This is a genomic window from Rhizobium hidalgonense (assembly GCF_005862185.2).
Classification (GTDB): Bacteria; Pseudomonadota; Alphaproteobacteria; order Rhizobiales; family Rhizobiaceae; genus Rhizobium; species Rhizobium hidalgonense.
Genome location: NZ_CP054027.1, coordinates 153,065 through 176,735, shown reverse-complemented (window position 1 = coordinate 176,735; position 23,671 = coordinate 153,065). Strand labels below are relative to the sequence as shown.

The window sequence follows — 23,671 nt, the reverse complement described above, 5'->3', positions numbered from 1 at the left end:
GCACTCCAGCAAAAACTGTGCAGCGGTTTTGCCAGGCAAAGCCGAAGCGTTATTGCCGGCAATTGCGTGAAAACAAAGAGATAGAACATTCTCGTGATTCGAAGAAAAAGCGAAAATGCTCTAGGCGACGCGTTGCACGCAGACGATCATGCCGGAGGCGTCCGACCAGGGTCGCCTCCGGATGCTCGACGAAACCATCTGATCTCCTCGGTTATCCTGTCATGTCGGAGTTACTGTCCACCGATCCCGAGCTGAACCGAATGCCGACGGAGGAGGATCTCGGTCGCCTTCAGTTCACGACATTGCTCTACTATCTGCAATGCACCAATCCGGACAACGGATTGGTCCGCGACAAGACACAGGCGGGCGCACCGGCAAGTATCGCGGCCGTCGGCATGGCGCTTGCCACGATTCCCGTCATCGTCGAGCGCGGCATCGTCATTCGCGCATTTGCCGCCAAGATCGCCCGGCGCCGACTGGAATTCCTGATGTCCTGCCACCAGGGGCCGGAACCGGACGCGTCCGGCTACAAGGGCTTCTTCTACCACTTCCTGGATATTGAGACGGGGAGACGGGTCTGGCAGTGCGAACTGTCAACGATCGATTCGGCCTTCCTCTTCGCTGGCGCTTTGACCGTCGCTGCCTACTTCGATGCGGACACCGAAGACGAGGCGAAGGTTCGCGCACTTGCCAAATCGCTCTACGAGCGCGTGGACTGGAATTGGGCACGCGATAACGGCGCGACGCTTACGCATGGCTGGCGGCCGGAAAACGGCTTCATTCCCTATCGTTGGCGCGGCTATGACGAAGGCCTGCTTCTTTACATCCTCGGGCTCGGCTCGCCGACCCACCCGCTGCCGCCGGAAAGCTTCACAGCCTATACGGAGAGCTACGAATGGCGGAATATTTTCGGTCGGGAATTGCTCTATTCCGGCCCGCTCTTTACCCATCAGCTTTCACATATGTGGATCGATTTTCGCGATATTCGCGACAGTTTCATGCGCGCGCATGACAGCGACTATTTCCAGAACAGCCGACACGCCACCTTCGTTCAGCAACAATATGCGATCCGCAATCCGCTGAACTTCAAAGGCTACGGCGAACATTGCTGGGGGTTCACGGCAAGTGACGGCCCCGGCTGGACGAAGCGGAGCATCGACGGTATCGACAGGGAATTCTTCGACTACATCGCGCGTGGTGCACCCTATGGCCCGGATGACGGCACCGTATCACCCTGGGTCGTGGTGGCTTCGCTGCCATTCGCTCCGGAAATCGTGATCCCGACCGTGCGAAACTTCGCTCGAATGCAGCTTGGCATGACACGCCTCTACGGCTTCAGGCCATCGTTCAACCCGACATATGCGATTGAAGACAAGGACCAAGCATGGTGGGTCAGCCCCTACCATTTCGGCATCGACCAGGGGCCCGTCGTCCTGATGATCGAAAATTACCGAACAGGCCTGCTGTGGAACGTCATGCGTCGATGCGAGCCGGTCGTGGTCGGCCTAAGGCGAGCGGGGTTTTCAGGCGGCTGGTTGTGACGGCCAGCAATTCCAGGAAAACTGCGAAGCGGTTTTCCCAGGCTTTTGCCGGGATTGGCGTCAGTACAAAAGGTTGGAGCGGCTCTGCATTTCCGTGAAAACCTGAACCGCGCTGGCGCCGACGCAAGAGGGTGAACGCGATCGTCACCCCCTCTGTTTTTGATCGATCCACGTCCAGGAACCGTCCGAACGATAGTCGAGAACGGCGTCATAGGCTGCACGCGGAGCACCCGGTTCTGCAAAATTGACGCAGCCAATTCCTCGTCAGCCAGGAGCCTGAGGATGTCGGGCAGAAGTTCACGGCCGAACACGGCATCGGCTTTCTCCGGAAGGATATAGGAAGGTGCCGCGATCATCGCGCTCGCAAGCGCAACGAGCCGCTGTTCGCGCGGCGAAAGCAAGGTGGACCAGTCTTGCTCGCTCTCCAGATCGGCGCAGAGTTCCCAGGGCCGGAATAGGTGCGCTGGCTAAGAAAGCGAACATGTCGTCGCGGGGGAATGACGATGCGTCCATTTCCTGACGCCCCAAGTCCCGCCGTGGCCCGGAACAATGCGGTGCTCCCGGCATCGCCCTCACCCGCTACGATCACTCTTGCGTCGGAGGGGAGAAGGACCGACAGGTCCTTCCGCAACGCATTCCCTGCCGGCGAAGTCAGCGTCAGCTTCTCATAACTGAGGTTTCCCTCGACCTCGACGAGTTCAACGTTAATGGCTTGATGCGTTCGATACCTGCCGAGCCTCAGCCACCAGACCGACAGCTTCGACAGGTTGTAGAGCCCGTTGGGGCTGGCAAAGGGCAGGCCTTTTAAGCCAGGGTCATGCCGCCGTCGACATGAAGCTCGATCCCGTTGACAAAGCTTCCTGCATCGGAGGCGAGGAAGAGTGCGGCGCGCGCCAACTCTTCCGGTCGGCCGAGACGGCCGGCGGGGATCAGGGAAGCCATGTAATCTTCGAATGCCGGCCGCTCGGCCTCCGATACGCCCAGCTTGGCGAGGATTTCCGTCTCGACCGGTCCCGGGCTCAGGATGTTGACGCGGATCCGCCGCGACTTGAATTCGATCGCCCAGTTTTTCGCAAAGGCGGCGGTTGCTGCCTTTGAACCGGCATAGACGGTATGGTCCGGGAGGACCTTCGTGGCCGCCAGCGAGCTCGTAACGATGATGTTTCCGCCGTCGCGGATCAGAGGGGCGATCGTCTGCACGCCGAAGAACACCCCGCGCGTATTGATTGCGAAATGCCGGTCATATTCTGCCGGAGTCACTTCGGCGGAGGTGGTGAGATTGATGATCCCAGCATTGGCCACGTAGATGTCGAGCCCGCCGAAGCGGCTCTTCACGGTGTCCGCCAGCCTGCGATGATCTTCCAGGTCGGCGGCGTCACCCACGAAGCCGATAGCCGACGGACCGATTTCTTGCACGGCGCGGTCGACAGCATCCTGCCGGCGCCCGGAAATGATGACCTGCGCTCCTTCTTCCACGAACAGCCGAGCGGTCGCCTTGCCGATGCCGCTATTGCCGCCGGTGATGACGGCGACCTTGTCTTTGAGGTGTTGCATTGTTTATCTCCTTTCAACGAGAAATTAGATAAACGCTGCCACCCTTCGTCATTAGATCATGGGCGGGCACATGATCTGTGCCGCGGAGGTGCAAATGTCGAATCTGCTCAACGAGATGCCCGGATTGACGGCTTTTGTGCGGACGGTAGAGGCCGGGTCGTTCAGCGCCGCGGCCCGCGATCTGGCGACGACACCGTCAGCGGTGTCGAAGAGCGTGGCGCGGCTGGAAAAGAAGATTGGCGCCCGGCTGTTCCTGCGCTCCACGCGCGCCCTGACGCTGACCCAGGACGGGCAACTTTTCTTCGACCGCGTTGCGCCGCTGTTGCGGGACCTGGATGAAAGTGAAGAGGCGATCAGGTCCGACGTTGCGCCCTCGGGTCGCTTGCGCATCAGCATGCCTAGCGAAATGGCGCCTCTACTGCTGCCCCGCCTCTTCGGAAGATTTGCAGCCGACTATCCGAACCTGCATCTCGAAGTCGGACTTACGGATCGGTTCGTCGATCTGATCAGGGAAGACTACGACGTTGCGCTGCGCGTGGGAAATCCCGCGCCGGGAGACCTCATGGTTCGTCACCTGGCCGACCTGCCGATGGCGATCGTCGGGTCTCCGGCCTTTCTGAAGACCTGGGGCAATCCTGCAACTGCCGAAGCGCTGGCGGCTTTGCCCTTCGCCCGCTATGCGCTGGGTGGTATCACGCAGCCTCTGCGCCTGCCGGACGGGACGAGCTTCATTCCCTTCGGGCGCGTCGATTGCGACTCAGCAGCCGCACTCATTCAGGCTGCGCTGAGCGGGCTGGGAGCGGCCTATCTTCTGCGATGTCTGGTCGCGAAAGACCTGGCAGACGGCACGCTTGTCACACTTGCGGCGGGGTTTGCGTTCCCTAGCGCTCCCTTTAATGCACTGCACGCCTTTGGTCGCACCGTGCCGTTGCGCGTAAAACTGGTCTGCGATTTCATCGCCCACGAGGCAAAACCCTCGAAGCCATCTGAGCACCTGGGTTTGTTCACAATCCAGGCCCGCCGGTCTCGCGCATCGTCGGGGTAAGGTCTCCCATGCCCCGATCAGCTCGGATGCCGACCCCACGGTCGAAGCAGTCGAGAACCACGTAAACGACGATCCCGAAGGCCAGGATGTCGTTGAGGATCCTTGCGGGACGTTTCTCTCGCGGCTGCACCCAACAAACCGGCGAAACCCTGGGCGATTGCCGCATGCGCATGCGTCAACAGCAATTGCTCTGCAGCGGCAGCAATCGTTCTGGCGCAGCCGCAGATCGGTTTCGCTATTTCATTAGAGGACACGCCAGCAATGAGTGTGTCGCCGATCGCTAAGACTTCACCCGCATTGACCACGCCTCCCGCCCGGGAAGCGTAAGCCACCCAGGATTAACACCAGGACAGAGCACAGGAGTTTTCAAAGATGAACCAGATGATCAACAACAGTCAGGAGGCAAGCATGAAACTGGACAACACCTCACATCCCAGTAGACCGGCACCCGAAGAGCTGGTTCCGTCGCGCTACGCGGTGCGGATCGGCGAGATTGACGTACTGGTGATCAGCGATGGCGTGCTACCCCTCCCAACCGTGATGTTGGGACATAACGCCGAGCCGGCCGCCCGGGCTGCCTGGCTGGGCGACATGCTCCTGCCGCAGGACGCTTTCGACTGGGCACTGAACGTCGTCGTGGTGCGCAGCGGCGGACAGACTATCCTCATCGACGCTGGGCTGGGCCTCGACCCGGACTTGAACTTGCCGCGGGCCGGGCAGTTGATGAAGCGGCTGGCTGCCGCCGGCATCGACCTGGCATCCGTGACCGACGTGGTGCTGACTCATATGCACATGGACCACGTTGGCGGACTGCTCGTCGACGGTGTGAGGGAACAGTTGAATCCTGACCTGCGGATCCACGTGGCCGCTGCCGAGGTCAAATTCTGGGAGTCGCCCGACTTCTCCCACGTCTCGATGCCGGCGGGCTTCCCTGACGCGCTGCGGGCAGCCGCCAAACGGTTCAGCAAGGATTATCAGAGCCAGCTGCGGCTGTTCGAGGATGAGCATGAGGTGGCGCCGGGCGTGGTTGTCTCTCGTACGGGTGGCCACACCCCCGGGCACAGCGTGGTCCGCGTGGCCTCAGGCAACGACCGGCTGATGTTTGCCGGCGACGCCGTGTTCGCGGTCGGGTTCGACCATCCCGACTGGTTCAACGGCTTCGAACATGACCCCGAGGAGGCTGCCCGCGTTCGGGTCCGGCTTTTGCAGGAGCTGGCAGCGACCGGCGAACTGCTGGTGGCAACGCATATGCCGTTTCCTTCCGTTGGCCATGTTGCGGTCGACGGCGACGCCTTTCGTTGGGTCCCGGTCTTCTGGGACTACTGACCGCTTGTTGAATTAAGGCCGAACCAGAGCGTGCATCCTTGAAGGCCGTGCCCAGCTCGGCCTTCAAGTCCGAGCTTCAACCAGGCCTTCACCTATCCACCTATTGAACAACGCGCACCGCATGGGCGCGCAGCAAATGGAGCGTCTTATGAAAATCGTGATTATCGGCGGAACCGGCCTGATCGGTTCCAAGACGGCAGAGCGCCTGCGCAAGAAAGGGCATGAGGTCATTGCCGCTGCTCCGAAAACCGGCGTTAATACTCTCACCGGGGAGGGCTTGGCGGAAGCACTGAGGAATACCGACGTGGTGATCGACCTCGCGAACTCGCCATCCTTCGAGGATAAGGCCGTGCTTGAATTCTTTCAGACGGCCGGCAAGAACCTGATGGCAGCGGAAATCGAGGCCGGTGTGAAACACCACATCGCGCTTTCCATCGTCGGCACGGATCGGTTGCCGGATAGCGGCTATCTTCGAGCCAAGGTCGCCCAGGAAAAGATCATCCGGGAAGCCAGTACTCCCTACACCATCGTGCGTTCCACACAGTTCATGGAATTTCTCGGCGGCATCGCCCAGGAGGGCACGGTTGGAGACACGGCCCGCTTGTCGACAGGTTCCCTGCAGCCTATCGCGTCCGACGACGTCGCCGATTTCGTGACTGACGCGGCCCTTGCCGCGCCGGTTAACGGCATCATCGAAATCTGCGGCCCCGAGCGCGCGCGTCTCTGCGATTTCGCCGCGCGCTACCTCAAAGCGATCGGAGATTCCCGCACCGTTGTCGCAGATCCGGATGCCCGCTATTTCGGCACCAAACTGGAAGACGGTTCACTCGTCTCCGACAATCATCCTCGCATCGGTCGTATCGGTTTCGACGATTGGTTTGCGACAACGCCCAGAAAATAACGAGTTGCGCATGGGCCGCCTGATAAGCGGCCCATGCGCCCGTAGCATTACATTTTGATGGCGACGCCCAACATAGAAAATACGTATAAAAACAATATGTTATTGAAAAAATACGATCTACTCCAAATCACGAGAGGACGATAAACATGATCAAGTCATTGGCTTTTGCCGTCGCATTGACGGCTCTGCTGTCAGGTTCGGCTCTTGCGCATGATGCGCCGGGTGGCGGCGAAGGCGCAAAGGTTATGCTGGTCTATGACCACAAACTGCCGAACGACCCGGCAAGAGCATGAAGGGCGTTCTCGTCGAATATGCTCCGGGCGGTTTCTCGGAGGGCCATACACATCCAGTGTCTGCCTTCATATACGCGACCGTTCTCGAGGGCGCGATCCGCAGTCAGGTCAACGATGGCCCGGTCACTGTCTATAGCGCCGGTGAAAGCTTTTCAGAATTTCCGGGCGATCGCCACGGTGTCAGCGAAAACGCCAGCAAGACCGAGCCGGCAAAGCTCCTTGCTGTCTTTGTGGTCGATACCGCTGAGCAGGAACTGACCTTCCCAATCAAGAAATAGGCGATCTGGCCGGGCACACGATGCCGTGCCCGGCCATTCTTTGACAAGGCAAGCATCGCGCCGCACCAACCCCGATGGTACCACGGCGCGAGAGCCATTCTGGGCCACGGGATGCGCGAGCGCGCAACGGTCTGCCTGGCAGCGGCAGTGAACTGCTCGGCCCCGAGGTCACCAGTCACCTTCGCGCTGATTGGATAGAGTTCTCCTACCACATTCTGAACCCTATCTCTCCGACCATCGGATGATGGAGTCACGGGGCTTCGGCCTCAACCGGCTTACAGAAAACGCGGCGGACTTCCCGATGCCGGAAAATGCAACGCTTGTTTTGAGCAAATAGGGAGACGAGCAGGTTTCCGGGTGAGAACCAGGCGGCCTGCTCCTTGCGGCACGCCTTCAAAGGTCGCTTACGAGCCGAAAGCGCTCGGGGAAGAAATGATCGATGAAAGATGAGTCGGGTCATGAACAAGCCGGAAATGGCAAGCTGCGCTCTTATTCAGAGCGCAGCCTCATCTCGGGATCCGGTCACAGTTTGGTCACATGCTCCGGATCAGCTGAGGCCAGCGCTGCGGCGCGCTCGGGCTTCGGCGGATAGATCCAGACGGTGTTGATCTCCTGCTTGGTCGCCTTCGCTTTCTCGCCGACCATCTCCACCTTGCGATCCCATCCTCGCGTAAAGAGGGCTCCGGCATCGCCGAGGTCGAGGCAGGTGACATAGGCCTCCTGATGATATTGCCGTGCCGGCACGCCCAACAGTTCAGCGGCGGCGTTGTTGCCCGCGAAGGCGCCCATGCGTGTGGCGTGCTGGCACGACATCAGGGCGTAGTTGCCGCAGTCGTCGCAAGCGGCGCGCGCCGCGTCCCCGGTGGCGAAGACGCCGGGGACGGACGGCACGCGCAGGCAGCCATCGACCAGCAGTCGGTCGAACTTGTCACGCTCGCCGGGAATTTTGGTGGTCAGCGAATTGGCCCGTATGCCTGCCGCCCAGATCACGGTCATGGTTTCGATATGCTCGCCGGTACTCAGCGTAACTCCGGATTTATCCAGCGATGAAACGCCGGCATTGAGCCGCGTTTCCACACCGAGCTTGCGAAGTGCTTCCTCGATGATCGGCCGCGGACCTTCGCCCATGTCGGGGGCTACCGCGCTGCTGCGGTCGACGATAATGACACGCGGATTGGCGGTTCTGTCGAACAGGGTCCGCAGCCGCGAAGGCATCTCGGTCGCCGCCTCGATACCTGTGAAACCGGCGCCGGCAACAACGATTGTGTCGCGCGCGGCCGAGGCCGGCATCTTCGCAAGCTCGTGCAGGTGGCGATCAAGGGCAATGGCGTCATCGACGTTATCGACGCTGAACGCGTATTCGGCGAGGCCGGGAATATTCGGACGGAACAGCCGGCTGCCGGTGGCTAGCACAAGGCGATGATACTGGAGGGACTTTCGTTCGCCCTTGGCATCGACGACGTCTACGGTGCGGACCTTCGTGTCGACCGCTTCGACACTGCCCTGCACGTAGGCGACATCGACGGCATCGAATACATCCTGCAGAGGTGCCGTCAGGCTCTCGGGCTTCGGTTCATAAAGCCGGGGGCGGATGACGAGCGTCGGTTCCGGGGACACCAGCGCGATTTCGAGCTCTTCGGGCGAAACGCCTTCGATATCGCGCAGGCGGGCTGCGGAAAGTGCGGCGTACATGCCGGCGAACCCGGCGCCTACAATCACAAGTCTCATGTTATTCACTCCGTGGTTTGTAGTTTCAAAAGGCCGCGCGTCACCGTTGCCGCTCCCGATGGGCAGCGAGATGGTCGGTAACGATGGCGCGCGGATAGGTGAAGCGATGTCGCTCAGGCGGTGATGAAGGCCAGTATGTCGGCATTGACGACATCTGCGTGGGTCGTGCACAGCCCATGCGGCAGTTTCTCGTAGATTTTCAGCGTGCCGGCCTGCAGGAGCTTCGCCGACAATGGAGCGGCAGCACCGATGGGAACGATCTGGTCGTCATCGCCATGCAACACCAGCGTCGGCACGGTGATGCTCTTCAGGTCCTCGGTGAAATCCGTCTCCGAGAATGCCTTAATGCCTTCGTAATGCGCTTTCGCGCCGCCCATCATGCCCTGACGCCACCAATTTGAAATCACCGCCTGCGACGGCTCGGCACCTGGGCGGTTGTAACCGTAGAAGGGGCCGCTCGGAAAATCGCGATAGAACTGCGAACGGTTGGCAGCGAGCTGGCTGCGCAATCCGTCGAATGCCTCGATCGGCAAACCGCCGGGATTGGCGCCGGTCTTCAACATCAATGGCGGCACGGCCGCAATCAGGATCAGTTTGGTAACGCGACCTTTGCCGTAGCGCGCGACATACCGCGCGGCCTCACCACCGCCGGTAGAATGACCGACGTGGATCGCGTTGCGAAGTTCGAGGTAGTCGATCATTGCGGCAACATCGGAGGCGTAGTGATCCATGTCATGACCGTCGCTCACCTGGCTCGATCGGCCGTGGCCGCGGCGATCATGAGCGATCACGCGAAAGCCTTTGCCGAGGAAGAAGAGCATTTGATTGTCCCAATCGTCGGAGCTAAGGGGCCAGCCATGGTGAAAGACGATCGGCTGAGCGGTCTTCGGTCCCCAGTCCTTGTAAAAAACCTGGACACCGTCGCTGGTTGTAATGGAGGTCATTGTGCTGATCCTTTGGAGAATATTTGTTTCGGCGCCCGTCATCGCCGGACGGACAGTTGCTAAAGTCGGGTGTGAAGCCGCTACGGGTCGCTTCGTTGCGACCGACCCGTAATCGGTGTCCCAGACCATCCTTTGTCGCCGCAGGATCCATTGGTATGGGTGCAATGGTGGTTTAGTGAAACACGTCTACGGCTGCGCCAGAGGGATTGGCGCCATTGCAGAGCAATTGCGGTTTAGGGGGTTGGGTGCACAGCAGTTCATCGCCAACGTTTTACTGGCCAGCTTTCGAAATGTGGCGGCCAAGGCTGTTTGCGAGGCGCAGTCACGTGAGGCTGCGACCAACGCCATGCCGGATTGCGCGGCATAGCCTCGCATACTCGAGCCGATGGCGTGGAAGCGAAGAACGGGACCGTCCGAAATCTGAGGCGAGGGCGAAAGGAGATTACGGTCAGCCGTGGCGGCGGCGCCAATCAGTCGGTGTTTCACGGGTCAATTTTCGGAATGCAGCTGCAAATGCTGTTTGCGAGGCATAGCCGAGGGAGGCTGCGACCAACGCGATCGAATTTTGAGGATCGCGCAGCATGTTTATGGCTTGCTCGAGCCGATATTGACGCAGCCAGTTGTGAGGTGAAAGGCCCGTGCTTTCCTTAAAAGCGCGACAGAAATGAAAACGCGACAGCCCTGAATCGGCAGCGAGGGCCGCGAGGGAGACGTCCGCGTCGGCGTCCGACCGCAATCGTTCGATGGCCCGGCGCAGCACGCTCGGCGCGAGACCGCCGAGCGCCGGCTGATAGCTCGGTGCCTTGCCTGTGTGCGCAGCCAGCAGGCGCGTGGCCAGAAGGTCGGTCAACTGCTGCCTGAACAGTGTATCCAGTGCCGTATTGCCTTCCAGGACATCGGCTGCGCTCAGGAGCAATCGGGATGTAATGAGATCCGGATGCGCCGTTCGCTCCAAGAGATCGGTCGGCGTGAAAGTATCGGTTTCGTCGGCGATGCGCGTCAGCGTCGAGCGGGGAAGATAGAGCTGAACGACATCAACCGGTTTTGGAATATCCCATCGGGAGCTTGATCCCGCCGGGATGATGATCACAACTCCGCGACGAAACGTTCCGCTCTGGATCGATCTTCCGGACCGCCGTTCCATGCGCTGTATCGCGCCGTTGTAAGCCATGACGACGTGGTCGGTCATGGGCTCGACGACATCATGCAAAGGCCCGTGATTCCAGTGGGCGATTGCACCGCCGGAGGGGTCTGCCGCAAGATGAATTGGCGCAGTCCTCAGAACGCGCGACATCTCGTTTGCAGGATTGTGGTCAGCAGCTGGTATTTCGTCCCGGCGAGCCTCGATTGCCTCATGCGGCGAGCTCTCGAGAGGATCGCCGGAGCCAGGCAAGCTCATGGTTGCGCGCTCGTTGACAGGCGCTGCCTATGTGCGATCCCGACAACAATCGCGGGCTCATTGAGCATCCGCCTATAGTGGCCGACGTTGTCAGTCCTACTACCCATGACATGCCCCAATGTCGCGAACGATTTCGCCGTGCTTTTGATTATTCGCGTTGTGCGATGCAGGGTAAATATCAAAAACTTTCGAGGGCAAAAACCTATTCTCTAGGACAGGTGCCTTCGCCGTTGCACCTCGAGGACCTCCCTCGCAAGAGCTGATTTGACGCCTTGCGCTACGCCTCCGAGGTCATTTGGCAGGAATCCATGAGCTGATAGCCATCCTCGAAGAATACGACGGACAGCCTCTGAGTGGGTGGGCGCATCGACTTCCTGTTCGGCGAACCTGTCGAGCGCTTCGCTGAATTCATCGGCCGGCCAGACCCCACCATAATCTGTATAGCACTTCGGAATCCCGAAATTGGTTGCGGTTTTGAAATCATTGGATGTTTCCCCGCGGCGACATCGCCCAAAACGCGACGAATTTCGGAATCCCGAAGCGGGGGAATTTCGGGATCCCTAAGTGGGATTTTTCTTGATGGCGACGGCCGCGTTTGTCGGCAGCAATCGGCCATCCGACGGAAAAACCGAGGCGGTCGGAGGTTCACCGATTGACCTTCGACCTCGACGCCGGTTTAGAAGATCAAGATTGTAATTTATTTTGGTTGATTGGTTCGTTTGTAAACTTATTGTCGAGGCAAAAGCACGCGTCTTCGGATCGGACCCTGGATGTTCAGTTTATCGCAGCACGAACTCCTTCGCGCGACACCGATCCGCACCCAGCGCGTCGATGCCGGCGCTCGAGCCGGGTTGCCAGCATCGCCGCCCATAACTCCCTGATTGCTCCCAACATCAACTGAGGTTTCCCATGCGCATCGCCGTCGGTGGCATTCATACCGAGTGCAGTACATACAATCCCGTCCTGAACGAGGAGAGGGATTTTCGAATATTACGCGGCGAAGCGCTGCTGGCGTCTCCCTATTTCGCCTTCCTCAAGGATTATGACGCCGAGTTCCTGCCGACGATCCATGCCCGCGCTATTGCCGGCGGCCCAGTTTCGCGCGCCACCTATGAGGCATTCAAAGGCGAATTCCTCGAGCGGCTGAAGCCGATGCTGCCGCTCGACGGCCTCTATCTCGCCATGCACGGCGCCATGTATGTCGAGGGCATGGAGGATGCCGAAGGTGACTGGATCGGTGCGGCCCGTGAGCTCGTCGGCGAGGAGTGCACGGTTTCGGCCAGCTACGACCTGCACGGCAACGTCACCCAGCGCATCATCGATGCACTCGATATCTATTCGACCTATCGCACCGCGCCGCATATCGATGTCGAGGAGACGATGCGCCGCTCCGTCTCCATGCTGGTGAAGAGCCTGGAATCCGGCGTCAGGCCGGTCGTTCTCTGGGCGCCGATCCCAGTCGTGCTGCCCGGTGAGCGCACCAGCACCGTCGATGAGCCGGCTAAGAGCCTCTATGCCATGCTGCCTGAGATCGATAGGATCGACGGCGTCTGGGATGCGTCGCTGATGGTCGGTTACGTCTGGGCCGACGAACCGCGCGCCACCGCCGCCGCGATCATGACCGGCACCGACCGCGCCGCGCTGGAGCAGGAGGCCACACGTCTCGCAAGGGCCTACTGGGATGTGCGCAAAGATTTCGTCTTCGGCTGCGAGACCGGCTCGGTGGAAGAATGCGTCGCCAGGGCGATCGCAAGTCCGACCGCCCCTGTCGTGCTTGCCGAATCCGGCGACAACCCCACAGGCGGCGGCGTCGGCGACCGGGCCGACGTGCTGGCGGAGCTGATCGCCGCTGGTGCCACCGGCGTGGTCTTCGCCGGCATTGCCGACCAGGCGGCGACCGAGGCCTGTTATGCCGCAGGCATCGGCGCAGAACTGGAGCTCCGCGTCGGCGCCTCGCTCGATACCAAAGGCAGCAAGCCGGTCAATGCCCGCTTCACCGTCAAATTCCTGCACGAAACGTCGGATCCGGCCGACCGTCAGGCGGTGGTTTCGACCGGCGGCATCGATCTCGTGCTCTGCGCCAAACGCCGCCCCTACCACAACATCGTCGATTTCACCCGGCTCGGGCTTGATCCGCACAGCGCCAGGATCATCGTCGTCAAATCGGGCTATCTCTCGCCGGAACTGGCGCCGATCGCCAATCCCAACCTGATGGCGCTATCGACAGGTGTCGTCGATCAGTTCGTCGAGCGCCTGCCGCGGCTGCGCAAGCAGCATCCGACCTACCCCTTCGACAAGGATTTTGCCTTCGAGCCTCAGGTCTTCCTCTCCGCACGCTCGACGCGGGCCTGAACTTCGACCGATCGAACGAGAGCTGATTTCCCGGAAAGGCATCTGCAATGACCGCATTCACGACCCGTCCCGAAATCCTCGGCACCTTCGGCGTCGTCACATCGACGCACTGGATTGGCTCGGCGGTCGGCATGAGCATTCTCGAAAAGGGCGGCAATGCCTTCGATGCCGCGGTGGCGACCGGCTTCGTGCTGCAGATCGTCGAGCCGCATCTCTGCGGCCCCGGCGGCGACCTGCCGGCGGTGATCTATTCGAAGCAGAAGGACAAGGTCGAGGTCATCTCAGCACAAGGACATGCCCCCGCCGGCGCGACGATCGAGCATTATACCAGCGAAGGTCTGACGCTGATCCCCGGCGACGGCCTGCTTGCAACGGTCATCCCCGGCGCCTTCGACGGCTGGATGCTGATGCTGCGTGATTACGGCACGATGAGCGTGCGTAACGTGCTGGAACCGGCGATCTATTACGCCGAGCACGGCCATCCCCTGCTGCCGCGCGTCTCCGCCACCATCAAGGGGCTGGCGGCTTTCTTCGAGAAGGAATGGCCGACGTCCCACCAGACCTGGCTACCCGGCGGCAGCGTCCCCGTGCCACAAGCGAATTTCAGGAACGCGGTGCTGGCCGACACCTGGAAGCGCGTCATTGCCGAAGCCGAGGCGAAAAGCGGCCGCGAAGCCCAGGTGGAGGCGGCGCGCGACGCCTTCTATCGCGGCTTCGTCGCCGAGAGGATCGACGCCTACTTGAAGACCGCCGAAGTGATGGATGCGAGCGGCAGCCGTCACAGAGGCGTGCTGACCGCCAGTGACATGGCCAACTGGTCGGCGACGATCGAAGAGCCGCTGACCTATGATTATCACGGCTGGACGATCGCCAAGACCGGGCCCTGGGGCCAGGGCCCGGTGTTCCTGCAGACGCTGTCGATCCTCAAGGGGTTCGATCTCACGGCGATCGACCCGGTCGGCGCCGAATTCGTCCATACCGTCGTCGAAGCGATGAAACTCGCCTTCGCCGATCGCGAAGTCTATTACGGCGATCCTGATTTTTCCGAGATTCCCATCGCGCATCTGCTGTCGGAGCCCTATGCCGCCGAACGCCGCAAGCTCATCGGTGCGGATGCCTCCTTCGATCTTCGCCCCGGCATCATTCCGGGCTTCGAGGCGCAGCATGATCTGACGATGAAAATGCTCGGCGCCGATTCCAAGACCGGTGCCGTCTACGAGCCGACCATGGCGCATCTGGAAAAACGCGGTGACACCGTGCATATCGACGTGATCGACCGCGACGGCAACATGGTGTCCGTCACCCCCTCCGGCGGCTGGCTTCAATCCTCACCCACCGTTCCCGGCCTCGGCTTCTGCCTCAATTCCCGCGCCCAGATGTTCTGGCTGAAGCCGGGCCTGCCGACCTCGCTCTCACCGGGAAAGCGGCCGCGCACGACACTGACGCCTTCGCTCGGCCTTTATGAGGGGCGGCCGACCCTTGTCTTCGGCACGCCGGGCGGCGATCAGCAGGAACAATGGCAGCTTTCCTTCTTCCTGCGCCATGCGCGCCACAAGCTGAACCTCCAGGCGGCGATCGACCAGCCGCTGTTTCACACATCGCATTTCCCGAGCTCCTTCTATCCGCGCACCCGCGAACCCGGCAGCCTGATGGCGGAAGCGAATTTCGGCCCCGATGTGCTCGATGCGCTGACCCGCAAGGGCCACAAGCTGACGGTTGCCGATCCCTGGACCATCGGCCGGCTCACCGCAGCAGGACGCGATGCCGACGGGCTGCTGCGGGCCGCAGCGACCCCGCGCCTCATGCAGGCCTATGCGGTTGGACGGTAAAGCCAAGCTTCGTCGGCTGCTCCAAAAAGAAACGAGAAAACAAGTACTGCGGGAAGACAACCCGCGCTGGTAGCGCGATCGGAGCTTTTTGCTGCACCGCTTATATGACTTCTGCTAGATATTATTTCACCAATAATTATTAACGACCAGTTCCGCCCATTTGTGTTCTCTTATCCCTGCGAATCAAAAAGGTTTGATTTGCCCGGGGACGGCCGCCATGTTCAAGCATGGGGCGATGCAACAGTTGGGTAGGAGCCTATGCTGCAACGGATTGAAGACATTGATGCAGCACTCGTCGACAGGCTGCAGCATTCGGCATTCAAATACTTCCTGAAATATTCCAATCCCGAAAATGGCCTGGTGGCTGATACTTCGATCTGCGGCGTGCCGGCGAGCATCGCGGCCGTCGGCTTTGGGCTTTCCTCCTATCCTGTCGGTGTCGAGCGCCACTGGATCAGCCGCGGGGAAGCGGCCGAACGCACGGTCAATACGCTGCGCTTCTTCGCCGAGGCGCGCCAGGGCGAGGAGCGCCACGCAACTGGCCACCGCGGCTTCTTCTACCACTTCCTGCACATGGATACCGGCCATCGTGCCTGGAACAGCGAGCTTTCGACCATCGACACGGCGCTGCTGGTTGCCGGCATCCTGACGGCAGCGCAGTATTTCGATCGCGAGGATGACGAAACGGAAACGGAAATCCGCGAACTCGCGACCTTTATCTACGAGCGCGTCGACTGGCGCTGGGCCCTGAACAAGGGTGACACGATTTGCATGGGCTGGAAGCCCTCTTCCGGCTTCCTGCGCTGGCGCTATCACGGCTTCGACGAGGCGATCATCCTCTATGCGCTGGCACTCGGTTCGCCGACGCACCCTATCCCGCAGTCATGCTACGACGCCTTTACCTCGAGCTATTCCTGGATGCTGCACGGGGAACAGTCCTATCTCTATGCCGGGCCGCTGTTCATCCATCTCTTTTCGCATGCCTGGATCGATTTCCGCGGCATCCGGGACAGACCGATGGCCGAGCGGAACTGGGATTATTTCCGCAACACACAGGTCGTCATCAACGTCCAGCGGGATTATGCCGAGCGTAATCCCGGCAAGTTCGTCGGCTATAACAGGAATATCTGGGGCTTCTCCGCCTGCGACGGCCCGCCGCCGACACGGCGCATGCGCGGCGGCCGCCAGCCGAAGGTTCTGGGTTATGCCGCACGCGGCGCGCCGCTCGGGCCCGATGACGGCACGATCGCACCCTGGGCGGCGCTTGCCTGCCTGCCCTATGACAAGCAGGCGGCTCTCGACGGCACCAAGGCGCTGTTGACCACCTATCCGAACCTGCTGCTGGAAGGCGGCTTTCCCGGCGGCTTCAACCCGACGGTCAAGACCAAGCGGCCGGAAGGCTGGGTCGACGACCGCACCGTCGGCATCGACCAGGGTCTTGTCGTCATGACGATCGAGAACGAGCGCTCCGACTTCATCTGGAAGCTGATGCGGCAATCGCCGGTCATCCGCCTCGGGCTCGAGCGCGCCGGCTTTACCGGCGGCTGGCTCGATGGCATCGAGCCGGAAGATGTGGTGCGCAAGTTCGCCTGAAGTCGCTGCATGTCATCGGGCCTCAACTCTCGAAGACATGCGCCTTGCCTGCAATATCCAGGCGAACGAGATCGCCGCGCGCCGGCAGCGCGACGCTCGAGGTCTTGATCAGGATCGGCGGCAGGGCGACGCCGTCGAGCGAAACGGCAACGGTGCAGACCGCGCCACCGAACTCCACCTCGACGACACGCCCGCCATAGCTGCGATCGCCATCATCGGCAACGACGCGAATCTGCTCGGGCCGCAGCATGATCTCCGCCTTACCCTGACGATTGCCTTCGACCGCGACATTGCCAAGCGCGCAGTCTGCCTGGCCGTTTCGGATGATGGCCGGAAGCAGCACGGCATCGCCAAGAAACAGAGCCGTCTCGCGATCCCTCGGATGCAGATACAAGGATTGCGGCGACCCTGCCTGGATCAGCCGCCCTTCCCTCAGCACGGCGACCTGATCGGCAAAGGTCAGCGCCTCTTCCTGATCATGGGTGACGAGAATGGTGGTGATGCCGGCCGCCTGCAACACGCGCGCCACCGCCTTGCGCATATTCTCGCGCAGCCCGGTATCGAGAGCCGAGAAAGGCTCGTCGAGCAGCATCAGCCGCGGCTTGCGACCGAGTGCGCGGGCGAGCGCCACCCGCTGCTGTTGGCCGCCGGAAAGCTGATGCGGGCGCCGCACCAGCATGCCGCGATCAAGCTCGACCATATCGAGCAGCTCGACGATGCGCTTGTCGCGATCCACTGCTCCTCGCTCGAAACCGAAGCCGATATTCTCGGCAACGCTCAAATGCGGAAACAGCGCGCCGTCCTGCGAAACGATGCCGATGCCGCGCTTATGGGCCGGCATCGCCGCCGGGCCGTCGGCGAGCAACTCGCCATCCAGCGTTACCCTGCCGGCATCCGGCTGCTCGAAACCGGCAATGATGCGCAGCAGCGTCGTCTTGCCCGAACCGGAGGGGCCGACGACGGCGGTGCGGCTGCCCGCCTGGACATCGAGCGAAATATCCTTCAGCGCCTGCACCGGGCCATAGCGCTTGCTGATGTTCTCGATCGTAAGCAGCGTCATTGGCCGACGGTCCGTTTCGATTGGGTATGGAGTGTCAGGGTGAGCGGCAGCGACAGAATAATCATCATCAAGGCATAGGGTGCGGCCGAAACGTAATCGATCTCGCTGGTCAGCGACCAGAATCTGGTCGCCAGCGTATCGACGCCGTTGGGCGACAGCATCAGTGTTGCCGTCAGTTCGTTGGTGATGCCAAGTGCGACCAGCGCGACGCTGGCGGCCGCTCCAGGGGCTGCGAGCCGCATGGTGATCTGGCGGACTGCCTGGCCCGGGGTGCGGCCGAGGCCCATCGCCGCGCGCTCCAGCTCCACCGGGGCCTGGGCGATGCTGGCGCGCAGCCCGACCATGGCGCGCGGCAGGAAAAGCATGACATAGGCAACGATGAGCGTTGCGAAGGTCTGGTAGAGCGGCAGCACGAGACGCACGGTGATCGTCACCAGCGCCAGCGCCACGACGACACCCGGCAGCGAGCCGACGTAATAATGGCAGGCTTCGAGCAGGCGTTGGATGCGGCCGGGCGCGCGCACGGAAAGCCAGGCCATTGGCGCTGCGGCAATCGTCGCCAGCACGCCGCCGGCAATGGCAAGCACGATCGTCTGGAAGAAGGCGCTGCCGACCTCGATGCGCCAGATCTCGGCGCCGCCGAGATAGAGCCAGCGGCCAAGCGTCACCAGCGGCACGCCGAGCGTCAGAACCGCCAGCGCCAAGGGCAGCAGGACGGCCGGCACCACGAACCAGCCGAGCCGCCGGCGGTCCGCCGGACGCGGCGAGCCGGAACCGACGCGGGCATAACGTTCGTTGCCACGCACCAGCACCTCGAGACCGAGCAGAAAGAGACAGCAGGCGACGAGCACGCCGCCGAGCATGTTGGAGGCCGGACTGTTATAGGAGGACTGGAACTGGTCGACGATCGCCGTCGCGAAGGTGTCGAACCGGATCATCACGAACAGGCCGTATTCCGAAAGCAGATGCAGCCCGATCAGCAGTGAGCCGCCGCAAAGGGCAAACCTCAACTGCGGCAGCACGGCGCGGAAAAAGACACGCCAGGGATTGAGGCCAAGCGAGGCCGCCGCATCCTCGATAGCCGGATCGAGCCGACGCAATGCCGCGGCAAGTGGCAGGTAGAGGAAGGGATAATAGGCGATCACCGAGATGAAGACGCCGCTCTGCAGGCCGCGCATGCCGGGGACGAGGCTGACCCAGGCATAGCTGTGCACGAAGGCGGGCACGGCAAGCGGCGCGATCGCCAACCAGGCCCAGAGCCTGGCCAATGGAATGTCGGTCCGCTCGGTCAGCCAGGCAAGCGTCACGGCAAGGGCGATCGACAGCGGAATGGTGATTGTCTCAAGCAGAACCGTATTGACGAGAAGTTCGCCGACACGCGGCCGGAAGACCAGCGTTTTCACAGTTTCCCAGCCGACATCGTAGGTTATCCAGCCGATGAAGCCGAGCGGCACCAGGCTGAAGATCGCAACGACCGTTGCGAGAAACATCACCGAAGCATGCGGCATGCGCCCACGCGGCAAGAGCATTCGCGCGGCCTTCGGCGCGACCGGCGCCTCGTTGCCGGATGCGAGCAATCTGTTGTCCTGCAGCAAGGCCGATGCCTTCACACGCTGAAAAAGGAAGGCAACCGCTTTTGGAAAGCGGTTGCCGGATATTGTCATGCCCTAAGGTTTTCTTGAGCCAAAAGCAATAGTTTTGGTCCGGCGAAGCCTGCGGCAGAAGCGTCAGATCAGGCCGGCGGCCGTCATCAGCTCGACGACCTTCTTGCTATCAAGCGTCGAAGCTTCGACTTTTGGTGCGTTGAGATCGGCAAGGGGCGTGAGCTTGTCGTTGGAAGGCGCATCTTTGCCGATGGCATATTCATAGGACGTGCCGTTTTTGAGAACCGCCTGGCCTGCCTTGCCGGTAACGAATTTCAAGAAAGCCTGGGCTTCCTTCATATGCTGCGTCGACTTCAGGACGCCGCCGCCCGAAACGCTGACGAAAGCGCCCGGATCCTGGTTCTTGAAATAATGCATGCCGACATTCTTGCTGTTTTCGCCTGTTTTGGCCTGATCGCCGAACCAGTAGTAGTGATAGATGACCGCGCCTTCCACTTCACCGGCGTTGACCGCCTTCATGGCGACGCTGTTGCCCTTGTAAGGCGTGGCATTGTCCTTGAGGCCCTTCAGCCATGCCTTGGTGGCGTCTTCGCCCTTCAACTGCAGCAGAGCGGCGACGATCGCCTGGAAGTCGGCGCCGGCGGGTGCCGCACCCCACCGGCCCTTCCAGGCCGGATCTGCGAGATCGAGCAAGGACTTCGGCAGCTTGTCCTCGGTGAGCTTCGTCTTGTCATAGGCGAAAACCGTCGTGCGGGCGGCAATGCCCGTCCACATGCCGTCGGCCGGACGATACTGCTCGGGAACCTGATCCAGCGTTTGCTTTTCGACCGGAGCGAACAGGCCCGCCCCATCGACCAGCGTCATGGCCGGGGAATTCTCGGTCAGGAACACGTCTGCCGGAGAGGCGTCACCTTCCTGGATAATCTGATTGGCGAACTGCATGTCGCCGCCCTGACGCATGGTGACCTTGATGCCCGTCTCCTTGGTGAAAGCATCGATCCATTCGCGGCCGAGGCTTTCATGCTGGGCATTGTAGACGACGAGACCTTCATCCTGCGCATGCGCGTTGCCGGCGAGCACAGTGGCGGAAAGAAGCGAAGCGGCAAGCGTAAGGGAAAAACGGTTAAGAGCAGTTTTCATGATGGCCTCCGTAGCGATGTCACCCGAGTTCTCCAGGGGCGATCAGAGGCGTATATTTTTCCTGACTAACAATTTCAAGTTTGGCCTGCGTGGAAAACGCATCACAATAACTTGACGAAACTTTTCATATTAAGAGGGAATAAATCTCAATTTGGCCAAAAGGCGACCCTCCGCAAAGCGCCGCCTTCTTCCTTCAGCCGGCTTATTCGACGTCGAACTTGACGCCCTGGGCAAGCGGCAGCGTCCTGCCGTAATTGATCGTGTTTGTGGAGCGGCGCATATAGGCCTTCCAGGCATCCGAGCCGGATTCGCGGCCGCCGCCGGTCTCCTTCTCGCCACCGAAGGCGCCGCCGATTTCCGCACCCGACGGCCCGAGATTGACGTTGGCAATGCCGCAATCCGAGCCTCGCGCCGAGACGAAGGTTTCGGCCTCGCGCATGTCGTTGGTGAAGATCGACGACGACAGCCCCTGCGGCACGGCATTGTGCAGGGCCAGCACCGCGTCGAAATCGCTGTATTTCATCACATAGAGGATCGGCGCGAAGGTCTCGTGCTCGACCGGGCCGGTCTGCGCAGGCATTTCGACGAGCGCCGGACGGACGTAGAAGGCATCGGCCGAGCCATTCTCGACGCGATCGCCACCGGTCACCTTGCCGCCGGCCGATTTCGCCTCACCGAGTGCCGACTGCATTTTCTCGAAGGCCTGGCCGTCGATCAGCGGTCCGACAAGCGTGCCCGTCTCGAGCGGATTGCCGATGGTGACGGAGCCATAGGCCTTCTGCAGGCGCGGCACCAGCTGGTCGTAGACGCTGTCATGCACGAACAGACGGCGCAGCGTCGTGCAGCGCTGACCGGCCGTACCCATGGCGGAGAAGGCGACGCCGCGCAGCGTCAGGTCGAGATCGGCGCTCGGGCAGACGATCGCCGCATTGTTGCCGCCGAGTTCGAGAATGCCGCGGGCAAAACGCTGCGACAGGCGCGGACCGACGGCGCGGCCCATGGCGGTCGAACCGGTGGCGGAAACGAGCGGGATCTTCGGATGGTCGACCAGCACTTCGCCGACCTCACGGCCGCCGATGATCAGCGTCGACAGATTGGCCGGCGCCGTGCCGCCCTCGGCGATAAAGCGCTTCAGCGCCTTTTCGAACAGCGCCTGCACGGCAAGGGCGGTCAACGGCGTCTTTTCCGAAGGCTTCCAGACGGTGGAATTGCCGCAGACCATCGCAAGGGCCGCATTCCACGACCAGACGGCAACGGGAAAGTTGAAGGCAGAGATGATGCCGACCACGCCGAGCGGATGCCAGCTTTCCATCATCCGGTGCTCGGAGCGCTCAGTGGCGATCGTCAGCCCGTAGAGCTGACGGGAAAGGCCGACAGCGAAATCGCAGATATCGATCATCTCCTGCACTTCGCCGAGCCCTTCCGAGGTGATCTTCCCGACCTCGATCGAGACGAGACGGCCGAGTGCCGTCTTAGCGGTGCGCAGTTCCTCGCCGAGCAGACGAACCAGCTCACCGCGCTTCGGCGCCGGGACGTCACGCCATTCGAGAAAGGCCTTGTGCGCCTCTTCGATCGCCGCTTTCGTTTCGGAAACGGAATGTTCTCTGAGTTTGCCGATTTCCTTGCCGGTCACCGGCGAGGTGACGGAAAGCGTGCCGCCGTGATAGCGGCCGGCATCGACGCCCAGGTCGGCAAGCAGCTTGGCGGTTTCGGTGGCGAGATCGAGGACGGCGATGGTCATTGTCGTGGTTCCAATCATATTATTCTCAGATACGTCTATCGCTTCTCAGAAGCGGGCATCGGCGAAATGGGCGACCTGAGCGCCGGCTTCGTACCATATTTCTTTTAGCGCACGGAAGCTCGGCTCGGTCGGTGACGTCAGCGGCAACGGCAGATCGGCTTCCGGAAGTCGGCCGAGAATATGCTCCGCGAGCGTGCGGCCAAAGACCGTGCCCGGCGCAATGCCGCGGCCATTGTAACCCGAGAATCCGATAACGTTCGGTGCGAATTTGTGAAAGCGCGGCAGCGCATTGTCGGTCATGCCGATCTGGCCATACCATTCGCACTCGAATTCGACATCGCCGATATCAGGAAAGAGCCGCTTCAGGGCGCGCTTGGCCCAGCCTTTGTGCACGGCAAGCCCGGTATTGCGCAGCGCCCCAACACTGCCGAAGACGAGACGTCCGGCCTGGTCCATGCGGAAGGAGGAAAGGATATCCTTGGTATCCCAGACGCCCTCCCGCCCCGGCAAGATCGACTGACGCAGATTGTGGCCGAGGGGCACCGTGGCGAAATTGAAATAGGGCAGATAGACCTGTTCGTTGCGCACTTGCTCGAAGGGGCCGGTGCTATAGGCATCGGTCGCGACGATGATCCAGTCGGCGCTGACGTCGCCGCTTTCCGTTTTCACGGTCCAGCGGCTGCCATTGCGCTCCGTCGCGATGACGGGGCTCGACGTATGAATGGCGACCTCCGCCTTGAGGGCCGCATGAGCAAGGCCGCGCGCATAGGAGAGCGGCTGCAGCGTTCCGGCGCGCATATCGAGCAGCGAACCGGTATAGGCATCGCTGCCGATTCGTTTGGCCGTCTCCGCCGCATCGAGCAGTGTCACGGGCGCGCCGCGCGCAGACCATTGCGCCGCGCGGGCCTCGATCTCCTTCAGCCCGTCGACGCCGACGGCGCAATGCAACGTGCCGCTGCGTTCGAGTTCGCAGGCGATGCCGTGCTTGTCGATCAGTTCCATGACGAGCTTCGGCGCATTGCCGAGCAGCTCCAGCAGGCGTTCGCCATGCACCGGACCGAGCACACCGGGCAGATCGTCGGGCATCACCCACATGCCGGCATTGATCAGGCCGACATTGCGGCCTGCGCCGCCGAAACCGATCTCCTTCGCCTCCAGCAGCACCACCTTCGACCCGGCTTCGGCAAGGTGCAGGGCGGAGGAGAGACCGGTATAGCCGCCGCCGACGATAACGACATCGGCCGATACCGCGCCTTCGAGAGGTGCGGTCGCCGGCGGTTCGCCGGCGGTCTTTTCCCAGAGGCCGTGGGAGCGCGGATCATTCAGCATGGTTTGTCCGATCG

Annotated in this window: 17 protein-coding genes and 1 pseudogene; 9 read left to right on the top strand and 9 right to left on the bottom strand. The window is 61.5% G+C overall.

Annotated features, from left to right (window positions below):
• Positions 1 to 221 precede the first annotated feature (221 nt).
• Positions 222 to 1,541, top strand: a complete 1,320-nt coding sequence (locus tag FFM81_RS00745) for a glucoamylase family protein (protein ID WP_037091812.1) — start codon at positions 222 to 224, stop codon at positions 1,539 to 1,541.
• An 804-nt stretch (positions 1,542 to 2,345) separates the two neighbouring features.
• Here the strand turns inward: FFM81_RS00745 and FFM81_RS00740 are convergent.
• Positions 2,346 to 3,095 carry an SDR family NAD(P)-dependent oxidoreductase gene (locus FFM81_RS00740; RefSeq protein WP_128398596.1) on the bottom strand — a complete coding sequence of 250 codons (750 nt, stop codon included), beginning with the start codon at positions 3,093 to 3,095 and terminating at the stop codon, positions 2,346 to 2,348.
• Between the two features lie 58 nt (positions 3,096 to 3,153).
• Here FFM81_RS00740 and FFM81_RS00735 point away from each other — a divergent pair, with 58 nt between their 5' ends.
• The 4 genes and pseudogenes from FFM81_RS00735 to FFM81_RS00720 all read left to right on the top strand — a co-directional run bounded on the left by FFM81_RS00735 (position 3,154) and on the right by FFM81_RS00720 (position 6,938).
• Entirely contained in the window at positions 3,154 to 4,140 is a 987-nt protein-coding gene (locus FFM81_RS00735) for a LysR family transcriptional regulator (RefSeq protein ID WP_246401154.1), read from the top strand.
• 372 nt (positions 4,141 to 4,512) lie between these two features.
• The gene (locus FFM81_RS00730) at positions 4,513 to 5,466 is read left to right on the top strand and encodes an MBL fold metallo-hydrolase (RefSeq protein WP_173883746.1); all 954 of its coding nucleotides are present in this window, start codon (positions 4,513 to 4,515) and stop codon (positions 5,464 to 5,466) included.
• A gap of 148 nt (positions 5,467 to 5,614) precedes the next feature.
• Complete coding sequence (locus FFM81_RS00725; RefSeq protein ID WP_128398615.1) at positions 5,615 to 6,367, top strand: SDR family oxidoreductase; 753 nt, start codon at positions 5,615 to 5,617, stop codon at positions 6,365 to 6,367.
• 146 nt (positions 6,368 to 6,513) lie between these two features.
• Positions 6,514 to 6,938: pseudogene (locus FFM81_RS00720) on the top strand (cupin domain-containing protein).
• A gap of 522 nt (positions 6,939 to 7,460) precedes the next feature.
• On the opposite strand, the gene FFM81_RS00715 reads toward FFM81_RS00720, so the two are convergent.
• From FFM81_RS00715 to FFM81_RS00705, 3 genes are all read right to left on the bottom strand, one after another.
• Positions 7,461 to 8,666, bottom strand: coding sequence for an NAD(P)/FAD-dependent oxidoreductase (locus tag FFM81_RS00715; protein ID WP_138385266.1), 1,206 nt, complete (start codon positions 8,664 to 8,666; stop codon positions 7,461 to 7,463).
• 113 nt (positions 8,667 to 8,779) lie between these two features.
• Positions 8,780 to 9,610, bottom strand: a complete 831-nt coding sequence (locus FFM81_RS00710) for an alpha/beta fold hydrolase (protein ID WP_003567481.1) — start codon at positions 9,608 to 9,610, stop codon at positions 8,780 to 8,782.
• A gap of 448 nt (positions 9,611 to 10,058) precedes the next feature.
• Positions 10,059 to 11,009, bottom strand: a complete 951-nt coding sequence (locus FFM81_RS00705; protein ID WP_003567482.1) for a helix-turn-helix domain-containing protein — start codon at positions 11,007 to 11,009, stop codon at positions 10,059 to 10,061.
• 652 nt (positions 11,010 to 11,661) lie between these two features.
• On the opposite strand from FFM81_RS00705, the gene FFM81_RS00700 reads away from it, so the two are divergent.
• The 4 genes from FFM81_RS00700 to FFM81_RS00685 all read left to right on the top strand — a co-directional run bounded on the left by FFM81_RS00700 (position 11,662) and on the right by FFM81_RS00685 (position 16,783).
• Complete coding sequence (locus FFM81_RS00700; RefSeq protein ID WP_155256646.1) at positions 11,662 to 11,910, top strand: hypothetical protein; 249 nt, start codon at positions 11,662 to 11,664, stop codon at positions 11,908 to 11,910.
• 8 nt (positions 11,911 to 11,918) lie between these two features.
• Entirely contained in the window at positions 11,919 to 13,361 is a 1,443-nt protein-coding gene (locus FFM81_RS00695; RefSeq protein ID WP_003567484.1) for a M81 family metallopeptidase, read from the top strand.
• 47 nt (positions 13,362 to 13,408) lie between these two features.
• Positions 13,409 to 15,190 carry a gamma-glutamyltransferase family protein gene (locus FFM81_RS00690; RefSeq protein ID WP_138385268.1) on the top strand — a complete coding sequence of 594 codons (1,782 nt, stop codon included), beginning with the start codon at positions 13,409 to 13,411 and terminating at the stop codon, positions 15,188 to 15,190.
• A 258-nt stretch (positions 15,191 to 15,448) separates the two neighbouring features.
• A complete protein-coding gene (locus FFM81_RS00685; RefSeq protein ID WP_003567487.1) occupies positions 15,449 to 16,783 on the top strand; it encodes a glucoamylase family protein in 1,335 nt (444 codons plus the stop codon).
• Between the two features lie 22 nt (positions 16,784 to 16,805).
• Here the strand turns inward: FFM81_RS00685 and FFM81_RS00680 are convergent, their stop codons facing one another.
• From FFM81_RS00680 to FFM81_RS00660, 5 genes are all read right to left on the bottom strand, one after another.
• Positions 16,806 to 17,843, bottom strand: a complete 1,038-nt coding sequence (locus FFM81_RS00680) for an ABC transporter ATP-binding protein (protein WP_003567489.1) — start codon at positions 17,841 to 17,843, stop codon at positions 16,806 to 16,808.
• Positions 17,840 to 19,507, bottom strand: coding sequence for an ABC transporter permease (locus FFM81_RS00675; RefSeq protein ID WP_003567490.1), 1,668 nt, complete (start codon positions 19,505 to 19,507; stop codon positions 17,840 to 17,842). Before FFM81_RS00675 ends, FFM81_RS00680 begins: the two co-directional genes overlap by 4 nt.
• Positions 19,508 to 19,570: 63 nt before the next feature.
• Entirely contained in the window at positions 19,571 to 20,587 is a 1,017-nt protein-coding gene (locus FFM81_RS00670) for an iron ABC transporter substrate-binding protein (RefSeq protein ID WP_003567492.1), read from the bottom strand.
• Between the two features lie 202 nt (positions 20,588 to 20,789).
• Entirely contained in the window at positions 20,790 to 22,328 is a 1,539-nt protein-coding gene (gene amaB / locus FFM81_RS00665; protein WP_003567494.1) for an L-piperidine-6-carboxylate dehydrogenase, read from the bottom strand.
• 45 nt (positions 22,329 to 22,373) lie between these two features.
• Positions 22,374 to 23,657 (bottom strand): NAD(P)/FAD-dependent oxidoreductase, encoded by a 1,284-nt coding sequence (locus FFM81_RS00660; protein WP_003567495.1) that lies wholly within the window; start codon positions 23,655 to 23,657, stop codon positions 22,374 to 22,376.
• Positions 23,658 to 23,671: the final 14 nt, after the last annotated feature.